This is a genomic window from Pseudomonas sp. BC42 (assembly GCF_021560055.1).
In the GTDB taxonomy this organism is placed as follows: Bacteria; Pseudomonadota; Gammaproteobacteria; order Pseudomonadales; family Pseudomonadaceae; genus Aquipseudomonas.
Genome location: NZ_CP091067.1, coordinates 5,038,667 through 5,052,889, shown reverse-complemented (window position 1 = coordinate 5,052,889; position 14,223 = coordinate 5,038,667). Strand labels below are relative to the sequence as shown.

Here is a 14,223-nt window from a genome sequence, read left to right as displayed (position 1 = left end):
GAAGCGGGGCTTTTCGTTTGGCTCGGGGCTGGCTGTCTTCAGATATGGAAGTAGCCGACACAGGAGTCAAAAGGCAGGCGCTTGAGTTCGATCTTGTTCATGTCGAACACTTCGCGCAGGGCCTTGGTTTCACCCGGGAAGTTGCGGTAGGCGACTTCGTCGAGAACCACGATGGCGCCCTTGGGCATGTACGGCAGGAAGGTTTCCAACGCGACCTTGGTGGGTTCGTACAGGTCGGTGTCGAGGATCAGCATGGCCACTACCAGGTCCGGACGCGATTTGACGAATTCCGGCACGGTCTTGCAGATGTCGCCCTTGACCAGCTCGCAGCGCGGGATGCGGTTCACCGGACGCAGCAGGTCGTTGGCATCGATCATGTCCTGGATCAGCGACTGGTCGGTGTCGGAGAACATGCTTTCGTTGATATCGGCCGGGTCTTCGTCCTTGTTGATGCTGGTGAAGCCTTCGAACGTGTCGAAGCCCACAATGGAGCGGTTGATGGCGTAAGGCTCGAGGATCATCGACAGGTGCATGTAGAGCATCAGTGAGTTGCCCTTGTACACGCCGCATTCGATGATCGCGCCGGGTACATCCATGACCTTCTTGAACAGCTCCATGCGCGACAGCGCGGCGGTGACGTTGATGCGGTTGGCGAAGACGAAGGGTGCGTCGGCAACGTACTCGGCGTCGACCCGCTTGAGTACGCCGGCGCGGGTTTCGTTGTATTCGGCTTCGGCGGGGGTAAGGCGACGTTTGGTCATGGCTTGAATCCTTGGAAATTCGAGAAGTCGTGGGCGTGGAAGTAGTCTTTGAAGCCGGAGCCGACGTCGGGGCAGGCGCTGTCGACGTTGGGGGCTCCGCGGTGGTGTTTCAGGTCTTCGAGGTGCATCAGGCGGAAGTCCACGCTGAAGCGGGTGCGATCGGTGTGGTTGGGCACCGTGCCGTGCAGGTGCGAGCCGGAGAACACCAGCATCTCGCCGCAATTGCCGGCAATGCGGATCTCCGAGGCGTTGTCGATCTCTTCCAGGGGAACTGGATGGACCCGCACTTCTTCGGTCAGGTTGTCCTTGGCCTTGTGGCGCTGGTTACTGATCCAGTCCTTCAGGCTCCAGTCTTTCGAGGTGTTGGCCACCGGCTTCTCGAAGTAGCCGGGGTTGATCATCATGGTCTGGTCCGGGGTGATGCTGTAGACCGGCATCCAGGTGTTGATCTGGCAGTCCACGCTGCCATACCAGCTGTCGCGATGAGGCTTGTAGGCGTAGCTGACGCCGGCGTGGAGGTAGTCGTAGTTGGGCACGACCCGCAGGCGCGGTACGTCGAAAATGTAGTCCCGAGGATCGATGCCGATCTCGTGTATGAAGGCAAGGATCAGATCCTTGACGCGCTGGCTGTTGGTGAACTGGCCCTTGAGTCGGGTAACCCGGCTGACGAACTCTTCTACCGGCATCATCGTGTGCAGAGCCTGGTGGTTGGTTTCGCCATCGAATGCTGCGGTGATGCTTTCCTTGGCGTACCCGCAGAGTTCTTTTGCGGTGGCCAGGTCAGTATCCAGGAAGATATCCCCGGAATAGATGGCTTCCTTGAAGTCGGCTGTCTTGCGCAGCTGATTGAGGTACAGGTTCAAAGTGGTTCTCCTTGGCAGTCACTGGCTTAGGTGTCGGCCACCCCCCTGCAAACTGAAGTCGCAAGCGCCAGCGACTGTGTCTAGCAAGAACTGTTCACAAAGTGCCGGCTTGGTGGTCGAAAGTCCCCGGGAGTGCGACCGATACTTGCCGTCAGCGGCATAAGTCCGCCGTTTTTTCGTCTCTTGGCTCGTCTTGAAAACCACGTTGCTTGCGTTAAAGCCCCGGCCTGCATGGTGTGCGTTGCTTGGTGTGGAAGTTGGTGTAGAAATTGCTTGCGCCATGCCTACTACAGCGTGGGGCGGCAAACGTCCGGCAGATGAGGAACGATTGTGGACAAGTACCTTTATGTGGCAATGACCGGCGCCAGCCAGAACGCACTGGCGCAAAAGGCTCATGCCAACAATCTGGCGAACATCTCCACCAACGGCTTTCAGCGCGACCTGGAACAGGCGCGCGCGATGCCGGTGTTTGGTGACAGTTTTCCGGCGCGGGCCTTTGCCATGGGCGAGCGGCCAGCCACGGACTTTACTCCCGGCTCGATGGTGGAAACCGGTCGTGACCTGGACGTAGCCGTCAGCGGCAAGGGCTGGATCGCCGTGCAAAGCCCCGATGGCAGCGAAAGCTATGTGCGCACCGGCAGCTTGAACGTCGATGCCCTGGGTGTGCTGCGTGCCGGCAACGGCATGCCGGTCATGGGCAACGGCGGTCCGATCGCCGTGCCGCCTGAGCAGAAGATCGAAGTGGGCCAGGACGGCACCATCAGCATCCGTGCCATGGGTGAGGGGCCGCGGGTCATGGCCGAGGTCGATCGCATCAAGCTGGTCAATCCGGACATCAAGAACCTGACCAAAGGGCTCGATGGCTCGATCAAGACCAAGGACGGCCAGCCGGCGCCGGCCGATGCCAATGTCCAGCTGGTGTCGGGATTCCTGGAGTCGAGCAACGTCAATGCCGTGGAAGAGATGACCGCAGTACTGGCCTTGTCCAGGCAGTTCGAATTGCACATCAAGATGATGAACAGCGCCAAAGAAGACGACCAGGCCATGGCTCGGGTCTTGCAGATCAGCTAATTACCAGTACCTAGCGCCGTAAAACAGGCGCGAGAGGAGAATCGAATGCTTCCGGCTCTATGGGTTGCCAAAACCGGTCTGTCCGCCCAGGACACCAACCTGAGTGTGATTTCCAACAACCTGGCGAACGTCTCGACCACGGGTTTCAAGCGTGATCGCGCGGAATTCCAGGACCTGCTGTACCAGATCAAGCGTCAACCGGGTGCCCAGTCGACCCAGGACAGCGAACTGCCAAGCGGCCTGCAGGTCGGTACCGGTGTGCGCATTGTCGGCACCCAGAAGAACTTCACCGCCGGCAGCCTGCAAACCACCGAGCAGCCGCTGGACCTGGCGATCAACGGCCGCGGTTTCTTCCAGATCCTGCAACCCGACGGCACCACGGCCTACACCCGTGACGGCACCTTCCACCTCAACTCCAATGGCCAGATCGTCACCGCCAGTGGTTTTGCCCTGGAACCGGCGATTGTCGTGCCCAACGACGCGCAGACCTTCACCGTGGGTCAGGACGGCACCGTATCCATCACCATCGCCGGCAACCCGGCGTCCCAGGTGATCGGCAACCTGCAAACCGCCGACTTCATCAACCCGGCCGGCCTGCAGGCCCAGGGCAACAACCTGTTCCTGGAAACCGCCGCCAGCGGCGCGCCGCAGATCGGCACCCCGGGTCTCAACGGTTTCGGCACCACCCTGCAGAACACTCTGGAAGCGTCCAACGTCAGTACGGTCGAGGAGATGGTCAACATGATCACCACCCAGCGTGCCTACGAGATGAACTCCAAGGTGATCTCCACCGCCGACCAGATGCTCTCGTTCATAACGCAGAAGCTGTAATCAAGTCTTGAGGTCGCCACAGGTCTGATGTGGCGTGCCGGCAACATCGTGAGGAAGGGTCATGAATCGGTTTATTTGTGTTCTAGCGCTGAGTGGGAGTGCCGTGCTTGCGGGCTGTGTTGCCCCGCCGCCCAAGCCCAATGACCCTTACTACGCGCCAGTATTGCCGCGTACACCGCTGCCTTCCGCGTCCAACAATGGCTCGATTTACCAGGCCGGCTTCGAGCAGAATCTGTACAGCGACCGCAAGGCGTTCCGGGTCGGTGACATTATCACCATCACCCTGAACGAGCGGACCAACGCCAGCAAGGGCGCCAACTCGGCCCTGACCAAGACCAGTTCCAACAGCGTTGGCCTGACCTCGCTGTTCGGTGCCGTACCCAACACCAACAACCCGTTGGGCGATGGCGACCTGACCCTCAATGCCGGCTACAGCGGCAACCGTGCGACCAAGGGCGACAGCAAGGCGGCGCAGAGCAACAGCCTGACCGGTTCGATCACCGTCACCGTGGCCGATGTGCTGCCCAACGGCATCATCGCGGTACGCGGCGAGAAGTGGATGACCCTCAACACCGGCGACGAGCTGGTGCGGATCGCCGGCCTGGTCCGGGCCGACGATATTGCCACTGACAACACCGTTTCCTCGACCCGAGTGGCGGATGCGCGCATCACCTATTCGGGCACCGGCTCCTTTGCCGATGCCAACCAGCCTGGCTGGTTTGACCGTTTCTTCCTCAGCCCGCTGTTCCCTTTCTAGGTGATGAGAAGCCTCATGTTCAACTTCAAGCACCTGATGGCGGCGGCCTTGTTGCTGTCCACTTCCCTCGGCGTTCAGGCCGAGCGGCTGAAGGACATCGCCAGTATTTCCGGCGTGCGTTCCAACCAGTTGATCGGCTACGGCCTGGTGGTCGGGCTTAACGGCACCGGCGACCAGACCACCCAGACGCCGTTCACCCTGCAGACCTTCAACAACATGCTGTCGCAGTTCGGCATCAAGGTGCCGGCCGGTTCCGGCAACGTGCAGTTGAAGAACGTTGCGGCAGTGTCGGTGAGTGCCGATCTGCCGGCTTTCGCCAAGCCGGGCCAGCAGGTGGATATCACGGTTTCGTCCATCGGTAACTCCAAGAGCCTGCGTGGCGGCACCCTGTTGCTGACACCCCTCAAGGGGATCGACGGCAACGTCTATGCCATCGCCCAGGGCAACCTGGTGGTGGGCGGTTTCGACGCCGAAGGGCGCGACGGTTCGAAGATCACCGTCAACGTGCCGTCGGCCGGGCGGATTCCCGGCGGCGCTTCGGTGGAGCGAGCCGTGCCCAGCGGTTTCAACCAGGGCAACAGCCTGACCCTGAACCTCAACCGTTCGGACTTCACCACCGCCAAGCGCATCGTCGACAAGATCAACGACATGCTCGGCCCGGGCGTGGCCCAGGCCATCGATGGTGGTTCGATCCGCGTCACCGCGCCACTGGACCCAAGCCAGCGCGTGGATTACCTGTCGATCCTGGAGAACCTGGAAGTCGATCCGGGGCAGGCGGTGGCCAAGGTCATCATCAACTCCCGGACCGGCACCATCGTCATCGGGCAGAACGTCAAGGTGTCGCCGGCGGCGGTGACCCACGGCAGCCTGACCGTGACCATTACCGAAGACCCGATCGTCAGCCAGCCCGGTCCCCTGTCCAATGGCCAGACCGCGGTGGTGCCGCGTTCACGGGTCAATGCGCAGCAGGAAGCCAAGCCGATGTTCAAGTTCGGCCCGGGCACCACCCTGGATGAGATCGTTCGCGCGGTGAACCAGGTGGGCGCGGCCCCAGGCGACCTGATGGCGATTCTCGAAGCCTTGAAACAGGCCGGCGCGCTGCAAGCCGACTTGATCGTGATTTGAGGTGGCGGCCATGGATATACGTAAGAGCGGATTGATTGGCAGCGGCGATTCCGGGTCCTATTCCGACCTCAATCGTCTGCAGCAACTCAAGGTCGGAGACAAGAACGGCGAAGCCAACGTGCGCAAGGTGGCGCAGGAGTTCGAATCGCTGTTTCTCAACGAAATGCTCAAGTCCATGCGCAAGGCCACGGATGTCATTGCCCAGGACAACCCGCTCAATACCCCGGCCGCCAAGCAATACCAGGACATGTACGATCAGCAGCTCGCGGTGTCCCTGTCGCGAGAGGGTGGCGGTATCGGCCTGGCCAATGTGCTGATGCGCCAGATGATGAAGAACAAGCCGGTCACGCCGGGCGCCACGCCGCCAGCCCAGGCCGCTGCGCCAGTGGCGACACCGACGCCGATTGCCGCGGGCACCAGTGCCCAGGATGGTCCCTTGAGCCGGTCCAATGGCCAGCGGCCGTTGTGGGCCTCCCGTGCCCATGACCCGTTGCGAACCTCCGTGGCCCATAACGACATGGTCCTGCTCAACCAGCGTCGCCTGTCGCTGCCAAGCAAGCTGACCGATCGCCTGTTGACCGGGATCGTGCCGTCGGCCGGCGGTGTTGCCGATGCCACCAATCAGAACGCTGCGCCGAGTCGCACCACGGCGGCCGCTGATGCGGTGCTACGCGGTGAATGGCGGGTCAACCAGGGCTATGCCGCGTCCCAGGGCAAGATGCGCGTGTATGGCCGGGCCATGGCCCAGCCGCCGTTGGCGCCGGCCAAGCGCGCCTTCAGCTCTGCCGACGACTTCGTGGCCACCATGCTGCCAATGGCGCAGCAGGCGGCTCAGCGGATCGGCGTCGATCCTCGCTATCTGGTGGCCCAGGCCGCGCTGGAAACCGGTTGGGGCAAATCGGTGATGCGCCAGCAGGATGGCACCAGCAGTCACAACCTGTTCGGCATCAAGGCCGGCAAGAGCTGGCAGGGTGCTCAGGCCCGGGCGATCACCAGTGAGTTCCGCAATGGGCAGATGGTCAAGGAGACGGCGGCGTTCCGTTCCTACGATTCCTATCAGGACAGCTTCCACGATCTGGTGACCTTGTTGCAGAGCAACAATCGCTATCAAGAAGTGCTGAAGGTGGCCGATAAACCAGAACAGTTTGTTCGCGAGTTGCAAAAAGCCGGGTATGCAACGGACCCGGATTACGCTAGCAAGATTTCGCAGATAGCCAAGCAGATGAAGAACTACCAGAACTACGCTGCGGCGGGCGTTTCCACGAATTTATAAGGTCTGAATCATGAGTTTGCTCAATATCGGGATGTCGGGGCTGGCCGCCAGCCAAACGTCGTTGATGACCACGGGTAACAACATTGCCAACGCCGACACCGCCGGGTACTCGCGCCAGCAGACCGTGCAGGGCACCAAGGCCTCCGCTCAATTCGGCAATGTCTTCATCGGCACCGGTACCACCCTGGCCGACGTGCGCCGGGTGTACAACAGCTTCCTCGATGCCCAGTTGCGCACCGCCACGTCCCTCAATAGTGACGTGGCTGCCTACCAGGGCCAGATCAGCCCGATCGACCAGTTGCTGTCGGACAACGGCACCGGCATGAACGGCGCCCTGACCAAGTTCTTCGCCTCGCTGCAGAACCTCAACGCCAAGCCCACCGACGAGGCCTCCCGGCAGTTGCTGCTCAGCGACACTCAGGCCTTGAGCAACCGTTTCAATTCGGTGTCCAGCCAGCTCAACGAGCAGAACAGCAACATCAATGGCAACCTGGCGAGCATGGCGGACCAGGTCAACAAGCTGGCCAACACCGTGGCTCAGCTCAACCAGAAGATTTCCGAGCTGTCGACCAACGGCAACGGCATGCCCAACGATCTGTTGGATGCCCGTAATGAAACCGTGCGTCAGCTTTCGACGTTCATCGGGGTTCAGGTATCGGAGCGCGGTTCGAGCCTCGATCTGTACCTGGGCAGCGGCCAGCCACTGGTGATGGGCAACTCTGCCAACACCCTGGAAGTGGTGCAGGGCAAGAATGATCCGACCCGCTCCATGCTGCAGATCAACCGGGGTACCAGTACCGCGGACATCACCAACGTCACCACGGGTGGCGAGATCGGCGGCCTGTTGCGCTATCGCAGCGAAGTGCTGGACCCGGCCATGAATGAACTGGGGCGCGTGGCCCTGGTGGTAGCCGACCAGATGAACAGCCAGATGGCCCAGGGCATCGACAAGAACGGTGAATTCGGCGGCAACCTGTTCAACGACATCAACAGCCTCAGGATGATCAGTCAGCGCAGCATGGCCAGCGCGACCAACAGCGCCGGTTCGGGCAACTTCAATGTGACGATCAAGGACACCGGCAAGCTGAGCACCAGTGACTACACGGTGACCTTCAGCAGTGCCACCGATTACAGCGTCAAGCGTTCCGATGGCTCCGACCTGGGTAGCTTCAGCACGACCACCAGCCCGGCGCCGGTGATCGACGGCTTCTCGCTGAACCTCACTGGTACGGTGGCCGCCGGTGACAGCTTCAAGATCATCCCGACCCGCAATGCCGCAGCCACCATCCAGACGGAAATGACCGACTCCAAGCGCCTGGCTCTGGCCGCGCCGTTGAAGGCCGAGCTGGGTGCCGGGGTCAAGAGCTCCCTGAGCATTTCTTCGCAGCCGTCCCTGGCGGTGCCGATCGACAACTACGATGTAGCCAGCAAGCTGGAGATGCAGACCGCTCTCAAGAACTCCGGCCCGGTCAAGGTGGTTTTCAACGCGGCGTCCGGCGGCAGCCAGACATACGATTACTTTGACGCCAAGGGCACCAAGATGGGCAGCGGCTCCATCGTGCCGGGGCAGAGCAACGTCCTGAACCTGCAAGTCAATATGCTCGATGCCAGCGGCAACCCGATCACCGACGGCGGCACGCCACCCGTGACCAAGACCTTCACGGTGCAAATGACCGTTGCCGGTTCGCCCAACGCCGGTGACAACATGAGCATCTCGGTGAATGGCGCCGGTTCTTCCGATAACCGCAACGGCCTGGCGTTGTCGGGCCTGCAGACCAAACAGACCGTGGACACCGGTTCGGCGAGCAAGGGCATCACCCTGGTGGATGCCTACGGCAAGCTGATCGAGAACGTCGGCGCCAAGGCCAGCCAGGCCAAGCTCGACACCGCGGCCAACGGTTCCATCCTGGCCAACGCCAAGGGTGCCCGGGACTCGCTGTCCGGGGTCAACCTGGATGATGAGACCGGCAACCTGGTCAAGTTTCAGCAGTACTACACCGCGTCTTCGCAGATCATCAAGGCTGCGCAGGAAACCTTCAGCACGCTGATCAACAGCCTTTAAGGAGTCGTAGCCCATGCGCATTTCCACCGCCCAGTATTACGAGACTTCGGCTGCCAATTATCAGAAGAACTTCTCCAACGCGGTCAAGAGCGGCGAAGAAGCCAGCAGCCTGGTCAGGGTCAAGACCGCCGCCGACGATCCGGTGGGCGCTGCCCGTCTGCTGCAATTGGGTCAGCAGGCTTCCCTGCTTGATCAGTACAAGGCCAACAGCAACTCGATCAAGGCTTCCCTGGGCCAGGCCGAGTCGGTGATGACCAGCATCAACAACGTCCTGGATCGCGCCAAGCAACTGGCCGTCGGCGCGGGCAGCGCCGGTTACACCGATGCCGACCGCCAGGCCAATGCTGCCGAGCTGGGGCAGATCGAAGAGCAACTGCTGAGCCTGATGAACTCTCAGGACGAAAACGGCAAGTACCTGTTCGGTGGTTCCAAGGACGACGTTCCGCCGTTCAGTCGCAACTCCGATGGCACCTACAGCTACAACGGTGACCAGAGCAGCCTGAAGCTGCCGGTGGGCGACACCATGATGATGGCCGCCAACAGCACCGGTTGGGATGTGTTCCAGCAGGCGCTCAACACCAGTCGTAGTCAGGTCACCATGACCTCGCCGGCGGTGGATGATGGACGGGTGTCCCTGTCCAATGGCCAGATGAGCAACAGTGGCGCCTACAACAGCCAGTTCCGCGCTGGCGAGCCTTATACCGTGTCGTTCGTCAGCGGTACCCAGTTGCAGATCCTCGATGGCAGCGGCAACGATGTGACCGCCGAGGCCAGCAAGGGTGGCGTGGTCGGTACTTCGCCGAATCAGACGGTGAGTTTCCGGGGTATCGATCTGAACCTGAACGTCAATCTCAAGTCCGGCGATGTCGCCAACACGGTGCTGCCGGGCCACAGCTTCACCCTGGCGTCGAAGCCGGACACCTTCAACGTTGCGCGTTCTCCGGGCAACCCGAGCATGACTCAGGTTTCAGCCACCAGCGTGACGGACCCGGTGGCCTACAACTCGACGTTCCCGAGCGGTAACGCGGTGCTCAAGTTCACCAGCGCCACCAACTTCGACCTGTATGCCGCGCCGCTGACGGCCGACAGCAAGCCAGTGTCTTCAGGGGTGGTCGGTCCGGGCAATATTGCCACTGCGGCAGGTGTGAGCTTCACCCTGACGGGCGCTCCGTCGCCGGCCGCCAACGATCAGTTCAGCGTGGCGGTCAACACTCACGAAACCCAGAATATCCTGGACACCGTGAGTCAGTTGAAAAACGCCTTGAACACACCCACCGACGGTAACGTCCTGGCGACCCAGAAGCAGTTGGCCGACCTCGCCTCGGGCATGGCCAACCTGGCCAGTGGTGTCGATCAGCTGTCCATCGGCATCAGCTCCATCGGTGGTCGTGGCTCGGCGTTGGCCACCCAGAACGAAATCAACGAAAGTCTGGCGGCAGCCAACGTCACCACGCGTTCGGCCATCAGTGATTCCGATCCGGCCGAAGTCATGACCCGTCTGACCCTGCAGCAGACCATGTTGCAGGCCTCGCAGTTGGCCTTCAGCAAGATCACTCAGCTCGGCCTGTTCAACAAGGTCTGAGTACAAGGCGTTCGAGCCCGTCTCGAACGCCATGATCGTCGAGCCGTTAGCCGTCTTTTTTAAGCGGTCCTGCAGCCCTGGTCTTTCTGGCCGGGGCTCGCCGCTCGAGAGTTTGCAACCGTGAACCAAGCCCCTCTAGTCAGCATCGTCATCCCCGCCTTCAACCCGCGTTTCTTCAGTCAGGCTCTGGACAGTGCCCTGGCGCAGACCTACCAGCCCCTGGAAATCGTCATTTGCGATGACAGTGCCGACGATCAGATCCAGCGTATCGTCGAAGCCATTGTCGAGCCTGCACATCCTGTGCGCTATCTGCGCAACCCGCAGCGCCTGGGCCTGCAGAAGAACGTCCTGCGCTGTGTTGAAGAGGCGCGTGGCGAGCTGATCAAGGTGTTGTGTGATGACGATCGGCTGTTTGCGCCCAGCATCGCCCTGCAGGCACCGGTGCTGATCGACAATCCGGATATCAACCTGGTGTGCGCACTACGGGTATTCAGTGACGCCGGGAATTTCATCCTGCCGCCGCGGGTCGACAACTGCCGTTTTACCTACAACGATGCCGTGCTCAAGGGCGAGGATATGCTGGCGATCTTCGAGAGCACGCCGCGCAATTTCCTCGGCAACTTCAGCTCGGCGCTGATGCGTCGTGCCGATGTGCTGGAGCTGCTGCCGGCATTGATCCAGGAAGGTGCCGGTTTTGTAGCGCTGCTGGATTTCGCTCTGTTCATCTGCCTGATGCGCCGTGGCAATCTCGCGGCGTTGGTGACGGTGCTCAGTTGCGAGCGCCTGTACCCGGGGCGCCTGAGCGCGACCCCGGAAATGCTCAAGCAGGCACGTAGTGAGTGGGAGTGGCTGGTGCAGATGCTGGCCGCACGCAGTGGCGAGTCGGCGCCGGCGGCAGGCTGGGTGCGCTATGTCGATATGGCTCGGGAGGCCGAGCAGCCGCGTAACTGGCAGGAGCTGTGCGTGACCCGGGTGCTGGGCAACCGCAGTACCGTGGTCGATGGCCGGGTCGGTGGCGAGAGCATCAGTTACGAGGATTTCTATCGGGAGTGGCTGTCGGTACGCAAGTTTTCGGCGGTGGAGCAGCGGCTGATGCCTCAGCGCATCGACAGCTGGCCGCGGCGGGTGCAACTGGTGCCGGTGGTCCTTGACTTTGAGGGCGATGGCGAGGCACTTGCTCGGACTCTGGACAGCATTGATGGTCAGTTGTTCGCGCCTGCCGCGGTGCTGGTGTTATCGGTGGGCGAAGAGCAGGTGCGCGATCGCGTCCTGCATCAGTCTCTGCGAGGTGACTGGGTGCAGCAGCTCAATGAGCTGCTGCCGCAGTTGGAAGGTTGCGACTGGTTCTATCTGCTGCAGGCCGGTGATCGCCTGCAGGAGTCGGCACTGTTGATCCTTGCCGAGCGCATCGCCAATACCCCGGCCATGCTCTGTGCCTACAGCGATGAAGGCGCGTTGGTAGAGGGTGAGTCGTCGGAGCCGGTGTTCAAGCCTGACTTCAACCTCGACCTGATGCGCTCCTATCCCTATGTCGGTCGCGCCCTGGCTTTTTCTCGCGAGCGTTTCATGGCCGAGGGCGGTTTCGACCCGGTCCGTGGCGAGCTGGCGCCCCAGGATCTGCTGTGGCGGATGGTGGAGGCGGCCGGGCCGCAGACCATCGAGCACATTGCCGATATCCAGCTGGAGTCCGAGTTCAGCTTCGCCCAGTGGTTGTCCCGCCCTCAGGTGATCGAGGCCAGTGAAGGGCTGGTGGCAGCGCATTTGCAGCGCATCGGCGTGGAGCACCGGATTGTTCATGATGATCTGCCGCTGCTCAACCGCATTGATTACCTGCATGCTAGCCGACCGTTGGTGTCGATCATCCTGCCGTGCGGTGACTCCCTGGCGACCCTGCAGCGCTGTGTGGAAAGCCTGATCGAGCAGACGGCCTACAACCACTATGAAATTGTGCTGATGGATGCCGGCAGTCGCGACCCGGCCATGGCCGACTGGCTGACAGCCATGGCCCAGTTGGGTGGTGCCATGCTGCGAGTTCTGCCTTATGTCGGTCCGCACAGCCATGCTGCGCTGATCAACAGTGCGGCGAGCCAGGCGCGTGGCGACTACCTTTTGCTGCTCAGCCCGAGGGCGCTTATCTGCAGTGGCGACTGGCTGGATGAGCTGCTTAATCAGGCCCAGCGTCCGGAGGTGGGCGTGGTGGGGGCACGGATCCTGGCGACTGATGGTTCCATTCTCCATGCCGGTCAGGTGCTGGGTATGGCTGGGCCTGTGAGTTCGCCTTTTGTCGGCGAAGCCATGGACGCCAGGGGCTACATGCAACGACTGCAAGTGGTACAGAACTGGAGTGCGGTCAGTGACGATTGCCTGATGGTGCGCAAGGAGGTCTTTGCCAGCCTGGGCGGCCTGGATGAGCAGGCCTTCGCCGGCGAATTGGGGGCGACCGATCTGTGTCTGCGGGTCGATCGCAATGGCTATCTGGTGGTCTGGACGCCTCATGCCACCCTGATGCTGCGATCAGCATCGCCTGCCGTTGACGACAGCGAGCGCCAGCTGGTCCGCGAGGCCGAGCAGGAGCGCTTCTATCAGCAGTGGATGGCGAAGATCGCTCGCGATCCGGCCTATAACCCGGCCCTTAGCCTGGGCTATTCCAGCTTCAGTCTGGAACCTTCCTTGCGCAACAACTGGAATCCGTTCTGCAGTCGCGCGTTGCCCTTGATCCTCGGCTTGCCGGTCAACAGTTCCGCGGTCGGGCATTACCGGGTCACAGGTCCCCTGGCGGCACTGGAAGAAGCGGGGCGGGTGATTGCCCGGGTGGCCTACGAGTCGCCGTCCACGGTGGATATCGAGCGCCTGTCGCCGGATACCATCATCCTGCAGTGCCGCTATAGCGAAGGGGCGGCCAGTGACATTCTGCGGATGAAAAAATATTCCAGCGCCCTGCGGGTCTTCGAGCTCGACGACTACATCGTCAGTGCGCCGAAGAAAAACACCCACGCTCGGAACAAGCCGGTGAACACCGAGCAGATGCTGCGTGAAGGCATCGGCTTGTGCGATCGGGTGGTGGTGACCACCCAGCCACTGGCAGACGCCCTGTCGAGCATGCACAGCGACATCCGCGTGGTGCCCAACATGCTGGCGCTGGACCCCTGGGCCAGCTTGACCAGTCGTCGTGGTACCTCCAGCAAGCCTCGGGTGGGTTGGGGTGGTGGCACCAGCCATACCGGCGACCTGGAGATCATCGCCGAGGTGGTGCGCGAGCTGGCGAACGAGGTCGAGTGGGTATTCTTTGGCATGTGCCCTGACGACTTGCGTCCTTACGTACACGAATTTCACTCGCTCACCAGCCTGCAAAGCTATCCGTTCAAGCTGGCCAGCCTGAACCTGGATCTGGCGCTGGCGCCGCTGGAGTTTCATATCTTCAACGATTGCAAGAGCAACCTGCGGCTCCTGGAGTACGGTGCCTGCGGTTATCCGGTGATCTGCACCGACACTGAGGCCTATCGCGGTTTCCTGCCTTGCACCAAGGTCCGCAGCAACAGCACCGAGGAATGGTTGCAGGCGATCCGCATGCACCTTTCCGACCCGGCAGCCAGCTACCGCATGGGCGATGAGCTGCGAGAAGCGGTGCATCGCGACTTCATGCTGCGTGACGATAACCTGCGGCATTGGCTGTGGGGATGGTTGGCGGACTGATCCAATCTTGGCCGGTGATGCCCACCGTCACCGGCCGCCTCTCTGGGCAAGCATCACTCGAGTGACTGTCCTTGCGGCCTTCTGCGTTGCCTGCACGCAATTGGCGCACTTCCTGCAAGTCCCCAGTAAATCGCCATAAATCCTTCACTGCGGCGCGGTGCAAGGGACCCTTGGGTTGCGATGAATGATCTGCATCTGGCGCCGC

At 61.5% G+C, this 14,223-nt stretch carries 10 protein-coding genes; 8 read left to right on the top strand and 2 right to left on the bottom strand.

Annotated elements, in window-relative coordinates; all coding sequences use genetic code 11:
- Positions 1 to 38: 38 nt before the first annotated feature.
- The gene (locus L1O02_RS22730) at positions 39 to 761 is read right to left on the bottom strand and encodes a TylF/MycF/NovP-related O-methyltransferase (protein ID WP_060838116.1); all 723 of its coding nucleotides are present in this window, start codon (positions 759 to 761) and stop codon (positions 39 to 41) included.
- Positions 758 to 1,624, bottom strand: a complete 867-nt coding sequence (locus L1O02_RS22725; protein WP_060838117.1) for a hypothetical protein — start codon at positions 1,622 to 1,624, stop codon at positions 758 to 760. Before L1O02_RS22725 ends, L1O02_RS22730 begins: the two co-directional genes overlap by 4 nt.
- A gap of 330 nt (positions 1,625 to 1,954) precedes the next feature.
- Here L1O02_RS22725 and L1O02_RS22720 point away from each other — a divergent pair, with 330 nt between their 5' ends.
- From L1O02_RS22720 to L1O02_RS22685, 8 genes are all read left to right on the top strand, one after another.
- Positions 1,955 to 2,695 (top strand): flagellar basal body rod protein FlgF, encoded by a 741-nt coding sequence (locus tag L1O02_RS22720; RefSeq protein ID WP_016965788.1) that lies wholly within the window; start codon positions 1,955 to 1,957, stop codon positions 2,693 to 2,695.
- A 45-nt stretch (positions 2,696 to 2,740) separates the two neighbouring features.
- Entirely contained in the window at positions 2,741 to 3,526 is a 786-nt protein-coding gene (gene flgG / locus L1O02_RS22715) for a flagellar basal-body rod protein FlgG (protein WP_060838118.1), read from the top strand.
- Positions 3,527 to 3,587: 61 nt separating this feature from the next.
- Positions 3,588 to 4,283 (top strand): flagellar basal body L-ring protein FlgH, encoded by a 696-nt coding sequence (gene flgH / locus L1O02_RS22710; RefSeq protein ID WP_060838119.1) that lies wholly within the window; start codon positions 3,588 to 3,590, stop codon positions 4,281 to 4,283.
- A 15-nt stretch (positions 4,284 to 4,298) separates the two neighbouring features.
- Positions 4,299 to 5,408 (top strand): flagellar basal body P-ring protein FlgI, encoded by a 1,110-nt coding sequence (locus L1O02_RS22705; RefSeq protein ID WP_016963126.1) that lies wholly within the window; start codon positions 4,299 to 4,301, stop codon positions 5,406 to 5,408.
- A gap of 10 nt (positions 5,409 to 5,418) precedes the next feature.
- Positions 5,419 to 6,681 (top strand): flagellar assembly peptidoglycan hydrolase FlgJ, encoded by a 1,263-nt coding sequence (gene flgJ, locus L1O02_RS22700; protein WP_108544763.1) that lies wholly within the window; start codon positions 5,419 to 5,421, stop codon positions 6,679 to 6,681.
- A 10-nt stretch (positions 6,682 to 6,691) separates the two neighbouring features.
- Positions 6,692 to 8,743 carry a flagellar hook-associated protein FlgK gene (gene flgK, locus L1O02_RS22695; protein ID WP_060838121.1) on the top strand — a complete coding sequence of 684 codons (2,052 nt, stop codon included), beginning with the start codon at positions 6,692 to 6,694 and terminating at the stop codon, positions 8,741 to 8,743.
- A gap of 13 nt (positions 8,744 to 8,756) precedes the next feature.
- Positions 8,757 to 10,325, top strand: a complete 1,569-nt coding sequence (locus L1O02_RS22690) for a flagellar hook-associated protein 3 (RefSeq protein ID WP_108544764.1) — start codon at positions 8,757 to 8,759, stop codon at positions 10,323 to 10,325.
- Positions 10,326 to 10,445: 120 nt separating this feature from the next.
- A complete protein-coding gene (locus tag L1O02_RS22685) occupies positions 10,446 to 14,018 on the top strand; it encodes a glycosyltransferase (protein ID WP_235758743.1) in 3,573 nt (1,190 codons plus the stop codon).
- Positions 14,019 to 14,223: the final 205 nt, after the last annotated feature.